The 18,556-nt window shown below is 69.1% G+C and carries 17 protein-coding genes; 8 read left to right on the top strand and 9 right to left on the bottom strand.

Going from position 1 to position 18,556, the window contains the following annotated elements:
* Position 1: 1 nt before the first annotated feature.
* The 7 genes from tcuB to ACWCRB_RS05970 form a co-directional block, all read right to left on the bottom strand.
* Positions 2-1,009: a tricarballylate utilization 4Fe-4S protein TcuB gene (tcuB, locus tag ACWCRB_RS06000; protein ID WP_450994873.1), complete on the bottom strand. Its 1,008-nt coding sequence runs from the start codon at positions 1,007-1,009 to the stop codon at positions 2-4.
* A complete protein-coding gene (gene tcuA, locus ACWCRB_RS05995; RefSeq protein WP_450994872.1) occupies positions 996-2,378 on the bottom strand; it encodes an FAD-dependent tricarballylate dehydrogenase TcuA in 1,383 nt (460 codons plus the stop codon). Before tcuA ends, tcuB begins: the two co-directional genes overlap by 14 nt.
* Positions 2,375-3,400, bottom strand: a complete 1,026-nt coding sequence (locus ACWCRB_RS05990) for an ABC transporter substrate-binding protein (protein WP_450994871.1) — start codon at positions 3,398-3,400, stop codon at positions 2,375-2,377. The genes tcuA and ACWCRB_RS05990 overlap by 4 nt, the downstream gene beginning before the upstream one ends.
* Positions 3,397-4,281: an ABC transporter permease gene (locus ACWCRB_RS05985; protein WP_450994870.1), complete on the bottom strand. Its 885-nt coding sequence runs from the start codon at positions 4,279-4,281 to the stop codon at positions 3,397-3,399. The genes ACWCRB_RS05990 and ACWCRB_RS05985 overlap by 4 nt, the downstream gene beginning before the upstream one ends.
* Complete coding sequence (locus tag ACWCRB_RS05980) at positions 4,278-5,039, bottom strand: ABC transporter ATP-binding protein (RefSeq protein WP_450994869.1); 762 nt, start codon at positions 5,037-5,039, stop codon at positions 4,278-4,280. The genes ACWCRB_RS05985 and ACWCRB_RS05980 overlap by 4 nt, the downstream gene beginning before the upstream one ends.
* Positions 5,036-5,986, bottom strand: a complete 951-nt coding sequence (locus tag ACWCRB_RS05975) for a DUF6282 family protein (protein ID WP_450994868.1) — start codon at positions 5,984-5,986, stop codon at positions 5,036-5,038. Before ACWCRB_RS05975 ends, ACWCRB_RS05980 begins: the two co-directional genes overlap by 4 nt.
* A 124-nt stretch (positions 5,987-6,110) precedes the next feature.
* Entirely contained in the window at positions 6,111-6,782 is a 672-nt protein-coding gene (locus ACWCRB_RS05970) for a GntR family transcriptional regulator (protein ID WP_450994867.1), read from the bottom strand.
* Between the two features lie 74 nt (positions 6,783-6,856).
* On the opposite strand from ACWCRB_RS05970, the gene ACWCRB_RS05965 reads away from it, so the two are divergent.
* The 7 genes from ACWCRB_RS05965 (at position 6,857) to ACWCRB_RS05935 (ending at position 15,866) form a co-directional block, all read left to right on the top strand.
* Positions 6,857-7,672 carry a DUF1932 domain-containing protein gene (locus tag ACWCRB_RS05965; protein ID WP_450994866.1) on the top strand — a complete coding sequence of 272 codons (816 nt, stop codon included), beginning with the start codon at positions 6,857-6,859 and terminating at the stop codon, positions 7,670-7,672.
* A 503-nt stretch (positions 7,673-8,175) separates the two neighbouring features.
* Positions 8,176-8,742 carry a phosphotransferase gene (locus ACWCRB_RS05960; protein ID WP_450994956.1) on the top strand — a complete coding sequence of 189 codons (567 nt, stop codon included), beginning with the start codon at positions 8,176-8,178 and terminating at the stop codon, positions 8,740-8,742.
* Positions 8,743-8,893: 151 nt separating this feature from the next.
* Positions 8,894-9,688, top strand: a complete 795-nt coding sequence (locus ACWCRB_RS05955; protein WP_450994865.1) for an LppX_LprAFG lipoprotein — start codon at positions 8,894-8,896, stop codon at positions 9,686-9,688.
* 312 nt (positions 9,689-10,000) lie between these two features.
* Positions 10,001-10,186: a hypothetical protein gene (locus tag ACWCRB_RS05950; protein ID WP_235472450.1), complete on the top strand. Its 186-nt coding sequence runs from the start codon at positions 10,001-10,003 to the stop codon at positions 10,184-10,186.
* Between the two features lie 513 nt (positions 10,187-10,699).
* Entirely contained in the window at positions 10,700-11,458 is a 759-nt protein-coding gene (locus ACWCRB_RS05945) for an FG-GAP repeat domain-containing protein (protein ID WP_450994864.1), read from the top strand.
* Between the two features lie 512 nt (positions 11,459-11,970).
* On the top strand, positions 11,971-14,856 hold the full coding sequence (locus tag ACWCRB_RS05940; protein WP_450994863.1) for an alpha-L-rhamnosidase-related protein: 2,886 nt from the start codon (positions 11,971-11,973) through the stop codon (positions 14,854-14,856).
* A 296-nt stretch (positions 14,857-15,152) separates the two neighbouring features.
* The gene (locus ACWCRB_RS05935; RefSeq protein WP_450994862.1) at positions 15,153-15,866 is read left to right on the top strand and encodes an AAA family ATPase; all 714 of its coding nucleotides are present in this window, start codon (positions 15,153-15,155) and stop codon (positions 15,864-15,866) included.
* An 82-nt stretch (positions 15,867-15,948) separates the two neighbouring features.
* Here ACWCRB_RS05935 and ACWCRB_RS05930 read toward each other — a convergent pair whose 3' ends face one another.
* Entirely contained in the window at positions 15,949-16,908 is a 960-nt protein-coding gene (locus ACWCRB_RS05930; protein ID WP_450994861.1) for a DUF1152 domain-containing protein, read from the bottom strand.
* Positions 16,909-17,055: 147 nt separating this feature from the next.
* On the bottom strand, positions 17,056-17,214 hold the full coding sequence (locus ACWCRB_RS05925; protein WP_450994860.1) for a hypothetical protein: 159 nt from the start codon (positions 17,212-17,214) through the stop codon (positions 17,056-17,058).
* A gap of 367 nt (positions 17,215-17,581) precedes the next feature.
* On the opposite strand from ACWCRB_RS05925, the gene ACWCRB_RS05920 reads away from it, so the two are divergent.
* The gene (locus ACWCRB_RS05920; RefSeq protein ID WP_450994859.1) at positions 17,582-18,130 is read left to right on the top strand and encodes a GNAT family N-acetyltransferase; all 549 of its coding nucleotides are present in this window, start codon (positions 17,582-17,584) and stop codon (positions 18,128-18,130) included.
* Positions 18,131-18,556 lie beyond the last annotated feature (426 nt).

Below are 18,556 nucleotides of genomic sequence, written 5' to 3'. Positions count from 1 at the left end.
GTCAACGCTCCAGGTTGTCGTGGTGGATGGACAGCATCCGGAAGATCCAGTGGACGAACTTGGTGTACGGCGCGATCCCGAAGGCGACGACGACCGCGGCGACATGGAGGAGCAGCAGCGGCCCGAAGGCGGCGGTCTCCCGCAGGAGCAGGGTGAGCATCCCGGTGGCGGCGAGGACGAGCAGCGCCCACAGGAAGCCGGTGCCACCGCGGCGCATCCACAGCCCGGTCCCGCCGACGATCATGGCGATCCCGCCGACACTGCCGCTGATCACGGGGACGGAGAGGTAGGGGTACGGGGGATGCTCGCCGAGCACGTTCTGGAGGTAGGACGCCGCTGTCGTGGAGACGACGCAGAGCCCGAAGCCGTACATCAGCACGAGATGGAATCCGCGCCGGCCGGGTGGTTCGCATCCGGCGCCGCCGCCGGTCATGTGCCGCAGCCGCGCCGTCTGTGTGCAGGTCGTCAGCCAGGCGCGGGGCTTCAGGAGGTCGGTGAGTCGGCCGTGGATGTCGTGCCAGTACCGGAGCGCCGCCCAGCCGAACATGCCGGCCGCCCACAGGCTGGGCGCTCCGACCGCGATCAGCATCGGCATGTGTGGAAGGATCTCGTACGGGTCTCCGGGCGTGTCGGCCACCACGAAGAGGCGGCCGGTCGACAGGTAGGACAGCAGGGCGAGTACGAGGCACGCCACGCCGAAGGCGACGCCCGTCCCCAGTCGCCCCGGTGCGCGGTGCGGCCAGACGTAGCGCCGGTACGTCACCTCGCGGATCTCGGTGAACACCTTCGGGGGATCCACGGCGAACTCGTGCGGCGGTGCGTACATGCACGCGCTGAGGCAGTCGCCGCAGTCGTGGCAGAGGTTGGCGAGGTGGGTGACGTCCGAGTGTTCCAGCACGGTCCGCAGCTCCAGCGCCGGCCAGACGGGGCAGTAACCGGCGCAGTAGCGGCAGGAGTTGCAGATGGTGAGCTGGCGCTCGGCCTCGTCGAAGAGGTCATCCAAGGGCATGGCGGGCCGCCTCTCGTCCGGCGATGCGGCCCCACACGGTGCCGATGGTCATGCCGAATCCGGCGAGGTATCCGGTGGAGAGGATGTTGCCCGACATGATCTCTCCGGTGGCGAAGACGTTGCGGAAGACCCCGCCGTCCGCCCGGCGCACCCGTGCCTGTTCGGTGACGGCGACGCCGAGGTAGGTGAAGGTGATCCCGGGGCGCATCGGGACCGCGTGGTAGGGCGGGGTGTCGAGGCGCTGGGCCCAGTTGCTCTTCGGCGGGTCGAGGCCTGCGGTGGCCCGGCCGTCGGGGCGGGCCATGGTGAAGGGGCGGGGCGGAACGCGGTCGACGGCCGCGTTGAAGTCGGCGACGGTCTCGGTGACGGCCCGCTTGTCCAGGCCCAGCAGCTCGGCCAGTTCCTCGATGCTCCGGGCGCTGTAGGTGCCGTACATGGGTGGGAGGAAGGCGCCGTGGACCTTGGCGTCCCACAGAGCGTAGGCGAGCTGGCCGGGCTGCAGGGCGATGTTCCGTCCCCAACTGGCGTACCGCTTGGGCCAGATGTCCTCTCCCTCGTCGTAGAAGCGGCGGCCGTCGCGGTTGACCACGATGCCGAAGGGGATGGCGTCGATGCGGGTGGCGATCCCGCCGTCGTACTTCGGGCTGCGGGCGTCCACCGCAACGGCGTGGAACCCCCTCTCCTCGCCCGCCTGTTGGGCTCCCGCGTCCAGTAACTCCCGTAGCACTCCCCCGTCGTTGTACGCCGGTCCCCGCACATGGAAGCCCTTGGCGGCCTCGCCCCAGTAGCGGCCGAGCCAGTCGAGGTTCGCCTCGAAGCCGCCGCTCGCGCAGATCACGGCGGCCGGGTGGATCGTACGGCCGTCCTCGACGAGTACCCGGGTGCAGGTGTCGCCGTCCATGTGCAGGTGGGTGACCTTGCTGCCGTACTCGACGCTCACCCCGGCCCGTTCGGCCGTCCGGTAGTAGGAGTTGAGCAGCGCCTTGCCGCCGCCGAGGAAGAACCTGTTGGTGCGGGCCAGGTTGAGCGTGCCGGTGAGCGCGTGCTGCCAGCTGGCGCCGTGGGCGCTCATCCAGGCGGGGGCGTCCACAGATTGACGGACCGTCAGTTCGGCGAGGCGTTCGTCGCTCGGCCCCTCCCCCACCCCGCACAGGTCGCGCCAGAGTTCGTCGAAGGGGTAGGGGCCGGTGGTGAAGTCGTCGCCGGTGTCGTGTGCGCACCGGATGTTGCGGGTGTGCCGGCTGTTGCCACCGCGGAAGACCACGGGTGCGCGTTCCAGCAGCAGCACCCGCGCTCCGGCGTCGGCGGCGGTCAGCGCGCTCACGATCGCGGCGTTGCCGCCGCCGACGACCACGACGTCCGTGTTCACGTCTCGCGCAGGTTCGCCGGGACGAGCTGGTCGTAGTCGGGCTCCTTCGTGATGAGGCCGGAGGTCGTGTGGAACGCGACCGCGGCGTCGAAGGACGAACGCGGGAAGCCGTTCGTCGCCCGGATCTCCTCCTTCAGCAGCGGGAGCAGTGCTTCCAGCGCCGCGTCGGGCATGCCCTTGCGGTACGCGGCGAGCAGCTTCTTGACCTCGGCGGAGTCGCCGCCGTGGATGTCCTTCCTGGCCCGTACGAGGGCTCTCTGGAAGGCGGCTATCTCCTTCCCCTTCTTCTTCATGACGCTCTGGGTGGTGAACATGACCCCGTGGGACACATGCAGCAGTCCGGGGACGTCGCCGCGGCACGGGGAGATGTACGTGGTGCCGGAGCCGGCTCCCTCCGCCTGCTGGGCCAGTGGCTGGGCGAAGGAGAGGGCGTCGACCTGGCCGCCCTTCAGGGCGCCGAGCGCCGCGGTGGGCTCGCTGCCGAGGTTGACCAGTTCGGCGTCCTTCTTGGGGTCCAGTCCGACCTTCTTGAACAGGTAGACGACCAGTGCCTCGGTGCCGCTGCCCGGCCCGGTGATGCCGATCTTCTTGCCCTTGAGGGACGCGATCCGCTCGTCCAGCGGGGCGTCGGCCGCCGCGCCGTCGAACTTCGTGCCGGTGATGATGTCGATGTAGTAGGTGTCGACCATGTCCGCGACGAGGCTGAGGGCGCTGCCGGTCTCCGAGAGTTTGAGGACGTCGGTCATCACCCCGCCGCCGAGTTCGATGCTGCCGGACTTGAGGGCGGCGGCCACCTTGGAGCCGTTGCCGAGGACCACGGGCTCCTCGAAGGTGACGCCCTCGTCCTCGAAGTAGCCCTTCTCCCTGGCGACGAACATCGGGAAGAACGCGATCGACGTGCTGACCTGCCCTATCGAGAGCTTGCCGGTCTTCGTCGCACCGCCGGCGTCGGCGCAGCCCGCGCCGGCCAGCGTGACGACCCCGCTCGCGAGTGCGCTCTTCAGGAGTTGACGACGGTTCATGTGCGGCCCTCCAGAGGCTTCCAGCGATTGGCCCTGCGATCGAGCACGCCGACGATCAGGTTGAGGACGGTGGCGATCGTCCCGAGCACGACAAGCGTCGCGAAGACGCCGGCCGTGTCGTAGTTGGCCGCCGCGTCGCTGATGAGATAGCCCAACCCCCGGTTGGACGCGACCAGTTCGCCGATCACCGCGCCGATCAGCGAGTAGGGGACGGCGACCTTGAGACCGGTGAGCAGACCCGTCATCGAGCCGGGAAGGACGACCTTCCACACCACGTCACGCCGGCGTCCGCCCATCAGACGGACTGCGTCGATCAGTCCGCGGTCGACCTCCCGCACACCGACGGCGGTGTTGAGGAAGACCAGGAAGAACACGGTGACGGCGGCGAGCAGCACCTTCATCTGGAGGCCGATGCCGAACCAGACGATGAACAGCGGTGCGAGCGCGACCTTCGGCAGCGAGTACAGGGCCACCATGAACGGGTCGACCACTCGGTAGAACGTCGGCAGGGAGGCGAGGACGAACCCGGTGAGCGCGCCGGCGCCGGCACCGAAGGCGAACCCGAGGATGACCTCCTGGAGGGTGACCCAGGTGTTGGACCAGAGGATGCCGTCCCGCTGCCAGTCGGTCAGCCGGTCCAGGACGTCGAGCGGCCTGCTGGTGTAGGTGACATCGAACAGGCGGCCCGCGGACGACTGCCAGGCGACCAGCAGCACCACGACGAAGACCAGCCGGCCGCCCCAGATGATCACCGCGCCGCCGTGCTTCTCCCACCAGCTGCGGTTCAACGGCACGGTGACCGACTGACCGGTGCTCTTCTCGGCGCTTTCCTCGGTGCTCATGGCCGCATTCGCCGTCTTCTTCTCGTCGACCGTGCTCACTGCGCCTCCCGGAGCGCCACTGTCATCTCCTTGTGCAGGCTGACGAAGTGCGGGTCGACCCGCAGTTCGTCGCCGTCGCGCGGCCTCGGCAGGTCGATCTCCTTGTCCAGGACCACCCGGCCGACCCGGCCGAGCACCACGACCCGGTCGCCGAGCAGCAGCGCCTCCTCGATGTCGTGGGTCACGAAGACCACGGTCTGTCCGCTGCCCTGCCACAGCCGCAGCAGTTCGGCCTGGAGAATGGAACGCAGTTGCGCGTCGAGTGCGCCGAAGGGCTCGTCGAGCAGCAGCACCTCCGGGTCGCCGGCGAGCATCCGGGCCAGGCTCGCCCGGCGCCGCATCCCGCCGGACAGTTCGCGCGGGTAGTGGCGTTCGAAGCCGGTGAGGCCGACCCGCTCGATGAGGTCCAGCGCGCGCTTGCGGCGCTCTTTGGACTCGACTCCCTTGATCTCCATAGGCATTTCGACGTTGCGGACGACGTCGCGCCAGGGCATCAGGGTGTCGGACTGGGTCATGTAGCCGACCTCGGTACGCGGGCCGGACACCGGCCTGTCCCGGTAGGTCGCGACGCCCGACGTGGGGCGCATGAGCCCGGACATCATGTTCAGCATGGTCGACTTGCCGCAGCCGCTGCGGCCGAGGACCGTGACGAAGCAGCCCTCCTCGATCCCGAGGCTCAGCTCGCGCAGCGCCACGATTCCCAGGTCGCCCTTGACGAACTGCTTGGTCAGCCGCCGGACTTCCACCACGCTGCTCATCGCTGCCACCGGTCGTCCGTCACTCCGGCGAGCCAACGGGTGTTGTCCACGGCCATGACGCGGATCTCCTGCTCGGTGAAGCCCGCGACGAGCAACCGGTCGGCGAGGAGCGCCAGTCCGTCCTCCACCGGAGGGTTGAAGGGCTGTCCGAGATCGCTGGAGAGCACGGAGTGCTCCGGGCCGACCGCCCTGATGTTCTCCAGCCACAGCTCCCAAGAGACCTTGCCGGTGTAGGGGGTGGTGAAGCACCGTTCCAACAGGGCGCCCCGGGCGGCGAGTTCACGCTGGCGTTCCACACCCACCCGCTGGGAGGTGAACTCCGGGTGCGTGATGACGATCCGGCGCACGCCCTCCTCGACGGCGGCGTCCACTACCGCGGCGATCTCGTCGGCATGGAGATGGCCGGTGGCGAGCGTCATGTCGTGCGCCGCGATCGCCCGGAGGACCTGCCGGGTGGTCTCCAGCGCCTTGCCGTCGGGGCCGACCACGTCCACCGGGTCGGCCGCCATGCCGGCGGCCCGCAGCTCGTTCTGGAGCTGGACCCACATGGGCGGTGTGGCGCCCTCGGGGCTGTCCGCCGTACAGGCGCGTTCGTTGGCGCTGTCGACGGTCGGCAGCCAGACGAACTGGGCGCCGCCGCGACCGGCGATCTCCACGGCGACCGGGTTCATCCCGCCCACCGAGCCGTTCAGCGTGATGGCACCGACCGCGCCGAACCCGGGTACGGCACGGCGAACCACCTCGGCCCGTTCCGCCGTCGGAACGTAGTGCGACTTGAGCACGAACCCGCCGAGCCCGACCTCGGCGAAGCGGGGCGCGAGGGTCAGATCGTCGACGCGGCGCTTCATCAGGTCGGGTGCGATGTGGACATGGATGTCGTAGGCCCCCGCGACGAGCGCGCGGGAGCGGTCCGAAGGGGTCGGATGCGTGGCTGCTCGGTCGGCCATGTGCGGCTCCCTGTCGCCAATTTGGTGACCCAGATTGTTGACAATCAATCAGGGCCCGTCAATGGTCCGCGCAGAGAGTGGTACCTGGCCTCCGGCCTGACGCCTCCCACCAGGGGGAACGCGCTCAACTCGCGGAGAATGGAGGTGAGTTGCCCGTACCGCGCAGGGTGTTGATCATGCTCCCGCGGTGGTGTCGGGCGGCCCGTTCCGCGGCGTCGGGATCGCGGCCGCAGATGGCGTCGATGATCCCGAGATGCTCCGGCAGTGAGACGGAAGGGCGCCCCGGCTGCATGGCGAGCCGGAACCGGTGCCGGACCGACTGTCCGCGCAGCCGCTCGATCACCCCCTCGTCGGTGCGCGGTCCGCTCGTCTCCGGCATGCGCCGGTGCAGTCGGTTGTTCAGCTCCGAATAGGTCGTCACCACACCGGCGCCGACCGCGGTGGCCATCCGCTCGCGCAGCTCCCGCGGTTCGGCGATCTCCGCCTCGGTCACCCGCTGCGCGGCCTCGGCCGCACAGAGCGCCTCGATCACCATCCGGACCTCGGGGATCTCGATCGCCTCGGCCAGGGAGACCGCGCGCATCCGGGCGCCCCGGTTCGGGATGTGCTCCACCAGCCCCTCGTTGCCCAACTCGATCAGCGCGGAGCGCACAGCGCCTCGGCTGACCGCGAACTGCTCCGACAGATCGGCGTCCACCAGCCGTTGGCCCGGGACGCAGTCCCCGCTCACGATCGCCCTGCGGACCGCCTCGACGACCGGGCCGGACCCGGACGAGCTTTCGCGCGCCGCCGGCACGTGGCCTCCTTCCGGGTCTCCCCACCGAGAGGGCAGACTGGCAACGATATTGTTGCCAATTCTGAGGAGTGCCGATGCGTTCCGCCACCGTCCAGGACCTGCGCATCGCCGTACTCGGCCTGGGAGAGGCGGGCGGCGCCGTAGCGGGCGACCTGGTCGCCGCGGGCGTGCATGTGCGCGGCTACGATCCCAGGGTCACGGCACCCCCAGGGGTGGTGGACACCGGCAGCGAGGCGGAGGCGGCCGCGGGCTGCGATCTCGTCCTGAGCGTCAACAGCGCCTCGGATGCCGAGCACGCACTCCGGGCAGGACTGGCCGGCCTGCCTCCCAGCGGCCTCTGGGCCGACCTCAACACCGCCTCCCCCGCCCTGAAGCGACACCTCGGCGAGATCGCCGGGGCCAACGGCGTCGACTTCGCCGACGTGTCCTTGATGGCGACCGTGCCCGGGAGGGGACTGCGAACGCCGATGCTCGTCTCCGGGTCGGGGGCCGGTCGCTACGCCGAGGCGCTCCGCCCCCTCGGCGCGAACGTGGACGTCCTCGACGGGCCGGCCGGTCTGGCGGCCGAACGCAAGCTGCTGCGCAGCGTGTTCTACAAGGGCCTGGCGGCGGCCGTCGTGGAAGCCCTCGACGCGGCTCGGGCCGCGGGCTGCGAGGACTGGCTGCGCACGATCATCGCCGAGGAGCTGACCCGCGCGGACGCCACCACCCTGGACCGGCTGGTCGAGGGCAGCCACCTGCACGCCGTACGCCGGACCGTCGAAATGCAGGCCGCCGCCGACATGCTCGACGACCTCGATGTGCCACCGCTGATCGCCACGGCCAGCAGGGAGGTACTGCGGCGGCTGTCCCGTGGGGAGGAGTACGCGTCGGGAGGAAGCGTGACGTGAGGGCGAGTGGGAGAGCCAGCGCCTCGATCCGTTTCGCGCTGTCGTGCCTCCAGCGCGGGGATCCGCCGCGCGGGTTGGGCCCGGGGGGATGGGGGCCGGGGGGGGACGGGAGGGTGTCGACCGCCTCGAACTGTTCCTGTTCGTCGGGGATGGGAGGCGAGGATCTCGTGGATGGTGTGGGAGACGCCCGTCCGTCGGCGTTCCTTCGGCCAGCGCGACAGCAACGCGTCGGTGAACTCGAACAGTTCATCCCCACGCGCGGTCAGGCAGTCGAATAGGTCGTCCCTGAAGCGTGACGCTTTCGCGAACGCGTCCCCCGGAACATGATCAGGCAGCGAACTCACCCTCACGGCCTTGGTTGTGGTCACGGGTGTCCTTGGTCGGAGCACATGATCGGACGAAGGCCGCCTCAGCGTCTGGCGAATGCCCAGGTGAGCGACCTGGTTCGATACGCATTTCGGGACCGTCCTCCACACGGCCGACCCAGAGGTAGCGTGATCGACATGACTGCTGAGGGCGAGACGGCAGAGGGCGAAGCCCTGGCCGGCGGCATGGTGAACGTGGGCGCGGTGTTCCGCCGCGGTGCCTTGGTGGAACGCCCAGCGCCGCCCACCGCGCGCGCCCTTCATGCCCATCTCCTCGCACTCGCAGAGCACGGGTTCGACGCGGCCCCGAGGCCGGTCAATCTCACCGCAGACGGCCGCGAGCAGCTGACCCTGGCCGACCCGGCGGGAGGAACGATGCTGTGCCACAACGATGTGTGCCCGGAGAACGTCGTCTTCCGCGACGGCCGTGCAGCAGCCCTGATCGATTTCGATATGGCGGCCCCCGGGCGAGCAGTGTGGGACGTTGCCATGACCGCCCGCTACTGGGTTCCCATGCTCGATCCCACGTCCGCGGCGGCTCTCCATCCCACGGGGCTCGACGCCCCGACACGACTGCGGATCCTCGCCGACGGCTACGGCCTCTCCCCGCAGGACCGCGCTGAACTGCCGGGCGTCATCGAACAGGCCACCGCGTCCTGCCTGGTGACTCACCGCGAGGTGTTCACGGCTGCCCTGTTGGGATGACTGGCTCAGAGGCTGAAGAACAAACCAAGGGGCAAGGGGAGCAAGGGAGGGGCAAGGCCGAAACGCTCGGGCCCCGTCATTGGTTTCGTGCGAGGATCTCCAGGTCCTTTCGGGCTTCGCCCTGCCGCAGTAACGATTTCCCGGAGAGCCCATGCGCCGCGTCCATATCCTCTGCGCTGCCGTCCTTGTGCTCTGCACCGCCTGTTCCGGCGGTGCGGACCGTGACGCGCAGGAGAGCGCGGAGCAGGCCGTGGACCACGGGGCGGCCGTGCGCGCCGCGATCGGGAGGACGAGCGCGGACAGCGCCCGCGTGGCCGAGAGGATCGAGCTGCGGTCCTCCGACAGCCCCACGACGTACGTGTTCGCGATCGCCGGTGCCTTCGACCTGGCGGGTGACAGGGGCCGGCTCACGGTGGAGCTCGAGGACAGTGGCATGGACCCCGTCGAGGAGGTCTTCGTCGGCGACACCGTCTATGTGCGGGGCTCGCGGGCGGTGGACGCGGGCATGTGGGCTGCGGCCGTCCGGAGCGAGGCTCTGACCCGCTATTTCCTGCGGGCGCCGCTGAACGATCCCGAGCACCTGCTGCGCCAGATGAAGGCGATCCGACAGGTGTCGAACGAGGGCGAGGAACAGGTGAACGGCGCCCCCGCGGTGCACTACCGGGGCACGATCGACCATGCCACCGCGACGCTCCGGATGACGACGCAGACGAAGCAGGGGCTGGACAAGCTGCGCGAGAAGCTGGGCGCCGACGTGCCCGTCTACGCGGACGTGTGGGTCGACGGGAAGGGACGCGCCGTCCAGGCCCGGCTGTCCTACTTCGGCGGTATGAAAGCCACGACGACGATGACACTGTCGGACTTCGGGACCCCGGTGCAGGCCGAGGCGCCGCCGGCCACGCAGGTCGTCGCGGTGACGGCGGGCGAGGACGTCCTGCTGGCCTGAGAAGCGGTGTCGCGTCCTGCCATGACAGCTTGCTGGGCATGTCGGTGCAGGTGAGGGGCTCCTCGCTGCTTGGGCGGATCCGCCACGAGCAGGGCCGGTCGGATACACGCTGCGGCCGTGCGGAACTCGCCCTCCGGATTCTGCCGATCGATGGCGGTGCAGAGATCGGGTTCAGCACCGATGAGCCGTGTGAGGACGAAAGGAAGATCGTCTCGGAGACGGTGGCAGGACCGATCGGCCCGTAGCCCCACGACCTTGGGTAAAACGCCAACGGCCCATGCCGACCGGTGTGTTGGAGGTAGCTTCGTCGCCATGAGCAATGACGTTCGTATCGACCGTGCCCCGTCTGCCGGGGGCGGCATCCAGATCACGGTCAGCCTCTCCCCCACCGTTTTGGCGAAGCTCCAAAAGGACGGCTCCTGGACCGAGTCCATCACTGACGGCCAGGTCACCGGCGACGGGCCGGCCATCACCCAGATCGAGTTCAAGGTGCCGTAGGTCTCGCAGCGCACGAGCGACGGCACAGGCCCGGCCACCGCTCGGTACTCGCCGCCCTCCAGGCGGCCACTCGGAAACCGCCGTGGCCGAACCGGAAGATCCGGCAAGCCGCAGACGCGGGAGAAGGCCGGCGGGCCGGGAAGTTGTTCGGTGACCAGTCGGCCGCCGATCTCAGGGGTTCCGCGATCGAGGCCACAGCCACTTCCTCCGGCGCCTGTGAGCACGGCAGTTCGACGAGCCACGGTCTTCCTTCGCGTGCCCCATGGGAAGTTGCCGAGTGGCCTTGGGGCACCTTTCACAGACGAACCAGAAACGGGCAGCGGCGCTCGGTCCAGCCATGGCCATGCCCTTGGTGTGCAGGGCTGGACGGCGGAAGGTCCGATCCGGCGCGGGGCCCTCGATCGGCGCCTGCTGCGAGTCAGTAGGCTCGGTCGTTCCCGGCGGTGGCGTTGCCGCCTGGGCCCAAGGCTTCAGCGGTCATCTCCCGTTGTCTGAAAGGTGCTTGTCACAGTCATGCGAACAACGAGCCGTCCGAGCGGGCGTGCGCAGCTGTTCCGGCGCGCGGCCGGTCTGGTGTCGGCCGTGGTCCTGCTCGGCGCCTGCGGTGAGGCTGTCGAAGGGGCACCTCCACTTCCCACGGGCAGCCCCTCGGTCCTCTCGTGCGTGACGCCGTCGGGGGATCTGCTGGCGGACATCGACGGCGACGGCCTCACCGACCGTGTCTCCGACCCCTCCCACACCGGTGCCCGACTGACCGTCGCCTTCGGCAAGGAGACGGGCTACGGCACCCCGGTCGGCGTACGGAAGCTGGTCGGCCGCTCCGGCAGCGGCGAGAAGGACGTACTGGCCGCGGTGGCCGACTTCGACGGCGACGGGTGGAGCGACCTGGTCGTCGTGGCCACCGGGCAGATCCAGGGAGACGACGCGATCGAGCCGACCGTGGACAAGCTGATCTCGGGCCCCTTCTCGGCCTCCGGACAGGGACAGCGCACGCGGCAGCTCGACCTCGGCGAGACCCGCGGCATCACCGTGGCCGACTACGACCACGACCCCCACCCCGACCTCGCCGTGTTCAGCTACGCCGGCGACGGCGTCTACCAGACAGAGGCACGCCTCGGCGACGGGGACACCGGACTCACCGACGCGACCGCCGACACGAGCAGGTACAGGGCCTACGCGGACCAGACCGATGACGACACCCCGAGCAACATGCCCGACTCGGGCCTGAGCACGTTCTACCCGGAGTGCGGGAAGGCCGGTGGCCAGGGCTGACCTCTGCTGGTGCGTGTGCGTGCACGCGAAGGCTGAGGGACGGTCGGCGTCGCCCATCGGAGTGACGGGGACGCGGGCACCGCGGCCGGGACGGCCGGCGCCGCACGCGCGAGAGCCGCCGTCAGCAGAAGGCCGACGAGTCGCGACCGCTTACCCGATGACGATGTCGGAGTCGTGCAGGGACATCGTCGCTCGCCTCGATTCCACGATGGGGACCCCAGCGGGCCGGGCGGGAATCGTGCACTGGTCCATACCAGCCTCCGGGCAAGTGAATCGACTTCACGAGACCCTGTCAATGGTCCCAACGAGCTTCATTTCAAGGGCTGTTCGCGGTGACCGTGACGGGTTGACACCCCGTTTTCAGGCGCCCATCATCGGTGGCACTTCGGCGAGACTCCTCGCGCGTCCCACTGTCCGATCAGCCACTGAGCCTCACGCGTCACAGATTTGAATCGTTTCATACGTAACGCCTCAACGTCTCCGTGTTCCCGCACCCGTTCCGGGAGGTTTCCATGCGCCGTCGTTCCCCGCTGAGCAGATCGCCAGGCCGGTACCACTTGCTCAGCCTCGCCATGGTCGCGGCTGCCGTGCTGGCCGCAGGTCCCGCACCGTCCGTCTCCGCTGCGGCCCCGGTGACCCCGACGGGCGTCAGCAAGGCGGCCCTTGACGCCCTGAACTACTCGCCGACCTCCCGCACCCTCAAGCCGACCGCCGTCTTCCGAACGTCCGGCAGCGTCGCGAACCCGCAGAACGTCCTCGGCGGACAGCCGACGCGGATCTCGGGCTCGCAGTCGGCCGTCACGCTCGACTTCGGCAAAGAGGTCGGCGGAGTGGCAACGTTGTCCTTCGGCGCCACCAGCGGCAGCGGCCAACGCGTAGGCCTGGCCTTCAGCGAGTCGTCCCTGTACGTGGGCACCAACAGTGACCGCAGCAGCGGCCGCGACGGCGAGGACGGGGCCCTCTACGCCACGGCCTCCGCCAACGGCACCTACACGATGCCCACCGCGAGACAGCGCGGCGGCTTCCGCTACCTCACCGTCTTCCTCGACACCTCGGGCTGGGTGGATCTCACCGATGTCAGCCTCGCCTTCACCGCTGATCCGGGGAAGGCCAACCCGGCCGACTACGCCAACTACTTCCACTCCAGCGACGACCTGCTCAACCGCATCTGGTACGCGGGGGCCTACACGGTGCAGCTCAACACGATCGCCTCCGACCAGGGCCGCGCCTGGCCCCCGCCGGCCACGGAGTGGGACAACAGCGCGACCGTCGGCGTGGGCGACTCCGTCCTGGTCGACGGGGCCAAACGCGACCGTACGGTGTGGCCCGGCGACCTGGGCATCGCCGTACCCACGCAGTACGCGTACTCGGGCGACCTCACCTCGACCCGCAACGCACTCACCACGATGTACAACGTGCAGTCGACGGCAGGCGAAATCCCCTGGTCGGGCCCGCCGTTCAACCTCACCGGCTCGGACACCTACCACACCTGGACCCTGCTGGGCACGGCCACGTACTACACCTACACCGGCGACCGGACGTGGCTGGACTCCCAATGGGCGAACTACACGCGCGGGATGGCCTTCATCATCGACAAGATCGACGGCAACAACCTGCTCAACGTGACCCGTACGCAGGACTGGGCCCGGGTCGGCCAGGGCGGCGAGAACATCTCCGCCAACGCGCTGCTGTACGCCGCACTCAAGAACGGCGTCACCCTGGCCCAGGTCAAGGGCGACAGCGCACTCGCCGCGACCTGGGCCGCCAAGGCGGACGCCGTCAAGGCCGCCGCCAACTCCCGTCTGTGGGACGCCTCGAAGGGCATGTACAAGGACAACCCGACCAGCGGCCTGTACCCGCAGGACGGCAACTCGCTCGCGGTCTGGTACGGGCTCACCGACTCCGCAGCGAAGTCGCGCAGCATCGTCGGTCAACTCGCCACCCGGTGGGGCATCTACGGTCCGACCACCCCCGAATGGGGCGGCAACGTCTCGCCGTTCGCCGGCGGGATGGAGCTGAACGCCCACTTCGCCGCCAATGACGACCACACCGCCCTGGCGCAGATCCGCCGTACCTGGGGCCACATGCTGAACAGCGACATCGGCACGAAGAGCACCTTCTGGGAGGGCATCAGGGCCGACGGCGGCCTCGCCTACGGCGGTTCGTTCATGAGCCTCGCCCACGGCTGGTCCTCCGCGCCCACCTCCACACTCACCTTCGACGTGCTCGGCACCACCCCCGAGTCGGCGACCGGCGCGTACCGCTTCGTCCCGCACCCCGGCAACCTGACCAGCGCCGAGGGCCGCATCACCATGCCGCAGGGCGCGATCAACGCGTCCTGGTCCCGTGTCCCCGCCGCCGGCACCTACTCGGCGCACCTCACCAGCCCGGCCGGCACCAACGGCCGTATCGGCGTCCCGAAGTTCGGCAGCTCCGACATCTCCGTTTCCGTGAACGGCAACGTCGTCTGGAACGACGGGATCTTCACGCCCACCGCAGGAATCACCGGCGGAAGCCAGGACGACACCTACGTCTACCTGACCGGCGTCGCTCCGGGCAGCTACACCGTGACCGCCGCGGGGCTGGGCAATCCTCCTCCGCCCGCCGAACCGGGAACCGGTGCGCTGCGGGCGGGCTTCACCCGGTGCGCGGGCGAGGGCGGTACGTGCTCCTTCAGCGGCACCCGCGCGGTGGCCTACGGGGCGGGCACGTACAGGTACAAGACGGCGAGCGGCAGCACCGCCTGTACCAACGCCTCCTTCGGCGGCGACCCGGCGGCGAACCTCCTCAAGTCCTGCTACGTCGCCGACGCGGGCGGCCCGCCCGGATACACCGTCTGCGCCGCCGAGGGCGGTACCTGCGCCGTACCCGGCTACAACCGTGACGTCGCCTACGGCGCCAACGGCAACTTCGCCCACCAGGTCACAGGCGCCTCCGTCGCCTGTACCAACGCCCACTTCGGCGATCCCATCGACGGCGTCGCCAAGTCCTGCTACCTGCCGCCCGACGGTGCCCCGGCCGGCGGCTGGACCAAGTGCGCGTCCCAGAACGGCACTTGCCCGGCCGCGGCGGGACAGCCGGTGATGTACGGCGCCTTCGGAGCGTTCGCCACGAGGACGGCCACCGGCGACACCCCGTGCACCGACGCCACGTTCGGCGATCCCATCTCCGGTGAGTCGAAGGCCTGCTACACGGCCAGTGGCGGCCCGGTCGGCTACTCCACGGCCTGCTCGGACGAAGCCGGGACGTGCGCCTTCAGCGGGCAGCGGACCGTTGCCTACGGCGCGCGGGGCGCCTTCGTCCACAAGACGTTCACCGGCGGCACCGGTTGTACGACGGCGGCCTTCGGCACCGATCCGCTGCCCGGTGTGCGCAAGGGCTGCTACCTCACCCCCTGAGGAGCGCCGGGTCCACTGGCCTTCGCCTTGCGCAGTCAGGGCGAAGGCCGGCAGCGCGTTCGGGCGATGCTGGAGATTGGAGTGCGCCGGACCGTGGTCCTGCGCCGCACGTGGCCGCACAGCCCAGCTCGCCGACTCGAGCGTGCGGAGTTCAGCTCGGAGGTGTTGAGGGCACCGCCTCACAACGCGTGGGACGGCTGCGTGACCGATCGGAGCCCGGGCGACAACGAGCGCAAGGTACTGACGCCGACCACACGGTGCACGTACGCCTTCCAAGTCCGGGCGACACTGGTTGCGTGATTGTCGAACGCGCGTATGCCCATCTCTCCTCGTACGACGAGGACGCCTGGCCTTGGTCGGTGCCCTGTGTCCGGCAGTTGCTCGACGAAGGGCTGCGGTTCACCGCGCCGGTGACCTTTCTGGTCGGTGAGAACGGCTCGGGAAAGTCGACCCTGGTCGAGGCGTTGGCGGAGGGGTTCGGCCTGGACTCCTACGGCGGCTCCCACGACTGGCGCTACGCCTCCCCGCGCGGCAAGTCGGCGCTCGGCGAGCGGATGAAGTTCGACGCCGCCTCGGGGCGCGGGCGCCGCATGGCCACCAACTGGTCGGCCCGCAAGGGCTTCTTCCTGCGGGCCGAGACCGCGCTGGACGCCCTGGACAGGGAGGGGTTCTCGCCGGACCATGTCAGCCATGGTGAGGGCTTTCTCGCGGCGTTCCGCGGGAAGTTCCTGCACGCCGGGCTCTATGTTCTCGACGAGCCGGAGGCGGCGCTCTCCTTCTCCTCGTGCCTCGAACTGATCGGGCACATCGACCGGTTGGCCAAGGAGGGCGGCCAGGTCATCTGCGCCACACACTCACCCCTGCTCACCGCACTGCCGGGCGCGGACATCATCGAGATCGGCGAGCACGGTATGCGGAGGGCCGTCTGGCGGGAGCTCGGCGTCGTGGATCACTGGCGCCGCTACCTCGCCGACCCGCACGCCTATCTGCGACACATCCTCGAACCATAGACGGGTTCCCCCCTCAACCCTTGTCACACGGGCGATGGCGGACGCAGCGATGGCACCGGGCAGCGCACCGTCGGCCTCGTCACTAGTGCGGGAAGCGGCGGGGTGGGCGAGTGATGATGGATTCGCGGAACTCGGCGATCCGTGAATGGACTTGGCGCATCAGGTGGGTCTCCTCGATCCGGTCCAGGTAGAGGCAGCGGGCTGCCAGACCCGGCAGGTCGAAGGCGAAGTACAGGGACATCAGCGGGTTCACGAACAACTCGCTGCCCCGGGTGCGGTCAGTGAACCGGACATCGCCGAACGAGCCGCGCACGGCTGCCGCGATGGAACCGTTCACGATGCTGGGGTGCTCCGGTGTGTGCTGCTGAGCGTGTGTCACCGCGTCGAGGTAGAGAGCGCCCTCACGGGTGGCACGCGGTATCGAGAAGGCGCCGAGGTACGCGCCGTCGCGCTCCAACGCGGCGATATTCTCCAACACCTGCACATGGTTCACGCCGTGGTACGCGTCCACACCGAAGCCGACTGAGACGACGAGCCGGGTCGGTACGCCGTCCAGCGCGGCCAGCGCCGCCACGCTGGCCAGGTCCTCCTCCGGAGTGCCGAGCCCGGCTTCGTCACCGCGCATCAGAATGTCCGTACCACCGTCGACCAGCACCACGGCGTCGACGCGGTACAGATCGATCAGTGCCTGGTAGGCGGCGCGCAGCGGACGTACCCCGGTCTGGGGGAAGGCGTACACGGTGGACGGGTAGTCATGCCCGCGCAGCCACTGAGCAAGGGTCCGCTCCGGGAAGTAGCTCTGGTGCAGAGCGGATTCGGGAGTGATCGCGGCCAGGTCGGGGGCGGCCCAGTCATCGATCGGAAGACCGTCGAGGGCGCTGAACGAGAGGTTCGCGAGGTACACCTGCTTGCCCTGGTGCAGGAGAGAAAGAGCCAACGGCAGGCCGGAGTAGATGTCGAAGCCGCCGCCCGCTCCCGCGACGAGGATCCGTTCGGCATCGGCAAGCCGAGCAAAAAGTGGGTTGGAGTCGAGAGACGTCATGACGATCATTGTCCCGGGGCCTGGCACCGGGCGCTCCCGAGTTCCCGCACGACGACAAAGCCGCGGAGCAACGGGAGTGAGTGGTTCTGGCTGGTGGCCCGTGAGCAGGGCGCTGTAGTAGAACTGTGCGCCCTGCGAGCTGCCAGGTCAGTTACCGGCCTTTTTGTTGAACCATCCGAGCGACTGGACGACGGTCGCGCCGGTAACCAGGATGCCGAGCGGAACGATCGTGAACCAGGCGGCGTCGGCTTTCATGGCCGCGAGCAGGGCGATGGCGCCGATGGCCAGCGCCAGGAGCACGAGCATGCCCAGAAGGACTCGAATCTTGGAAACCAACGGAGGACTCTCCAATGTTCAGCTGGGCTCTAGCGACTGGACAGCGTTCGCTACCCGTTGGACCGCTGGCGACGGTTGTCCAGTAGGGAAGCAACAAGCTCCCCGGCGTGACACCACGGCTCCGTCGGGAAGCTCATGGGGCGAGTCTCCCAACACTGCCTTCCGTGGGCGCCAGTAGAACTACGTAATCGAATACGTAGGTTCACCGGCCGGGACGGGGCAAAGCGGCGGCCAGCCGGGCAGTGAGCCGTTCCAACCCGCGGTGCACAGCATCGTGCACACAGGTAGGTGTTTTGAACTCGTAGCGCCGGCCGACTCGGGTTGGCAAGATCAACCCATGAGTCGGCACTCGGTGGCCTTGGACAAGATCTCGTTTGATGACTGGCAAGCCATTCACTCGTGGGCCTGTCTCCCAGAGGCCTGTCGTTTCCAGCCCTGGGGACCGAACACGGAGGACCAGACGCGCGATTTCGTGAAGGCCGCCGTCGAGGCTTGGTCGAGCACACCCCAGCAGAGGTTCGCCTATGCAGCGCGCTTCGGGGACGACGTTGTCGGGGTGGGCGAGCTGCATGTCCGCAGTCACACGCAGCGCCAGGGCGAGATCTCCTACATTGTGCATCCCCGGGTATGGGGGCAGGGCATCGGCACAGGAATCGGGCGCCGGCTTCTCTCACACGGCTTCGGCCAGTTGGGGCTTCATCGAATCTTCGCCACCTGTGACCCGCGGAATATCAGTTCCGCCCGAGTGCTGGCCAAGCTCGGCATGACGTACGAGGGGCACCTTCGACACACGGCATGGATACGGGACGGCTGGCGGGACTCCCTGACGTTCAGCATTCTCGAAGAGGAATGGCGTGCTGAAGACGCCGGAGTGATGCCGACGTAGGGACCGGTCGGTTCACGACGTGGAGCCGTGTTTCTTGCTCCCGTTGGTGCGGGGGCTTTTGCGGGGAACACGTCGAGTCATCATGGTGATGCTTCATCGGCAGGTGCGGTGCGCGCGTCGTTCGGTTCAGCTTGCCGCTGGGGTACTGCCGCGTGCGGCGACGGCGCGGCTTCGGAGGCGGGTGCATGGCCTGGCGCCGCGGACTCTCCTCAATGAGGCGCTGGATCTGTCGCAGTCGCTCCGGGGAGGGCTCCGGGCCGGTGGCCGGTCGCCCTGTCCCCGGTCCGCCATGGCGCGGCGGCGAGCGTCGGCTTCCCGGGTGAGGGCGGCGAGCTGGTTGAGGTTCTCCGGCGTGCGCGGCTTCGCCGCGATGGGAGCGCCTCACCACTTGGGACTCCCTCCCCGGCTCACTCCCCGAGTTCCACG

This window comes from Streptomyces sp. NPDC002156 (assembly GCF_053593675.1).
The sequence above is the reverse complement of the archived record's forward strand: the minus strand, read 5'-3'. Positions and strand labels throughout refer to the sequence as shown.

What these genes read in the sequence shown, in the direction of transcription:
- tcuB (WP_450994873.1), bottom strand. Translation starts at nt 1,009, where the DNA reads ATGCCCTTGGATGACCTCTTCGACGAGGCCGAGCGCCAGCTCACCATC.
- ACWCRB_RS05990 (WP_450994871.1), bottom strand. Translation starts at nt 3,400, where the DNA reads ATGAACCGTCGTCAACTCCTGAAGAGCGCACTCGCGAGCGGGGTCGTC.
- ACWCRB_RS05980 (WP_450994869.1), bottom strand. Translation starts at nt 5,039, where the DNA reads ATGAGCAGCGTGGTGGAAGTCCGGCGGCTGACCAAGCAGTTCGTCAAG.
- ACWCRB_RS05975 (WP_450994868.1), bottom strand. Translation starts at nt 5,986, where the DNA reads ATGGCCGACCGAGCAGCCACGCATCCGACCCCTTCGGACCGCTCCCGC.
- ACWCRB_RS05965 (WP_450994866.1), top strand. Translation starts at nt 6,857, where the DNA reads ATGCGTTCCGCCACCGTCCAGGACCTGCGCATCGCCGTACTCGGCCTG.
- ACWCRB_RS05960 (WP_450994956.1), top strand. Translation starts at nt 8,176, where the DNA reads ATGACTGCTGAGGGCGAGACGGCAGAGGGCGAAGCCCTGGCCGGCGGC.
- ACWCRB_RS05955 (WP_450994865.1), top strand. Translation starts at nt 8,894, where the DNA reads ATGCGCCGCGTCCATATCCTCTGCGCTGCCGTCCTTGTGCTCTGCACC.
- ACWCRB_RS05950 (WP_235472450.1), top strand. Translation starts at nt 10,001, where the DNA reads ATGAGCAATGACGTTCGTATCGACCGTGCCCCGTCTGCCGGGGGCGGC.
- ACWCRB_RS05945 (WP_450994864.1), top strand. Translation starts at nt 10,700, where the DNA reads ATGCGAACAACGAGCCGTCCGAGCGGGCGTGCGCAGCTGTTCCGGCGC.
- ACWCRB_RS05940 (WP_450994863.1), top strand. Translation starts at nt 11,971, where the DNA reads ATGCGCCGTCGTTCCCCGCTGAGCAGATCGCCAGGCCGGTACCACTTG.
- ACWCRB_RS05930 (WP_450994861.1), bottom strand. Translation starts at nt 16,908, where the DNA reads ATGACGTCTCTCGACTCCAACCCACTTTTTGCTCGGCTTGCCGATGCC.
- ACWCRB_RS05925 (WP_450994860.1), bottom strand. Translation starts at nt 17,214, where the DNA reads ATGCTCGTGCTCCTGGCGCTGGCCATCGGCGCCATCGCCCTGCTCGCG.
- ACWCRB_RS05920 (WP_450994859.1), top strand. Translation starts at nt 17,582, where the DNA reads ATGAGTCGGCACTCGGTGGCCTTGGACAAGATCTCGTTTGATGACTGG.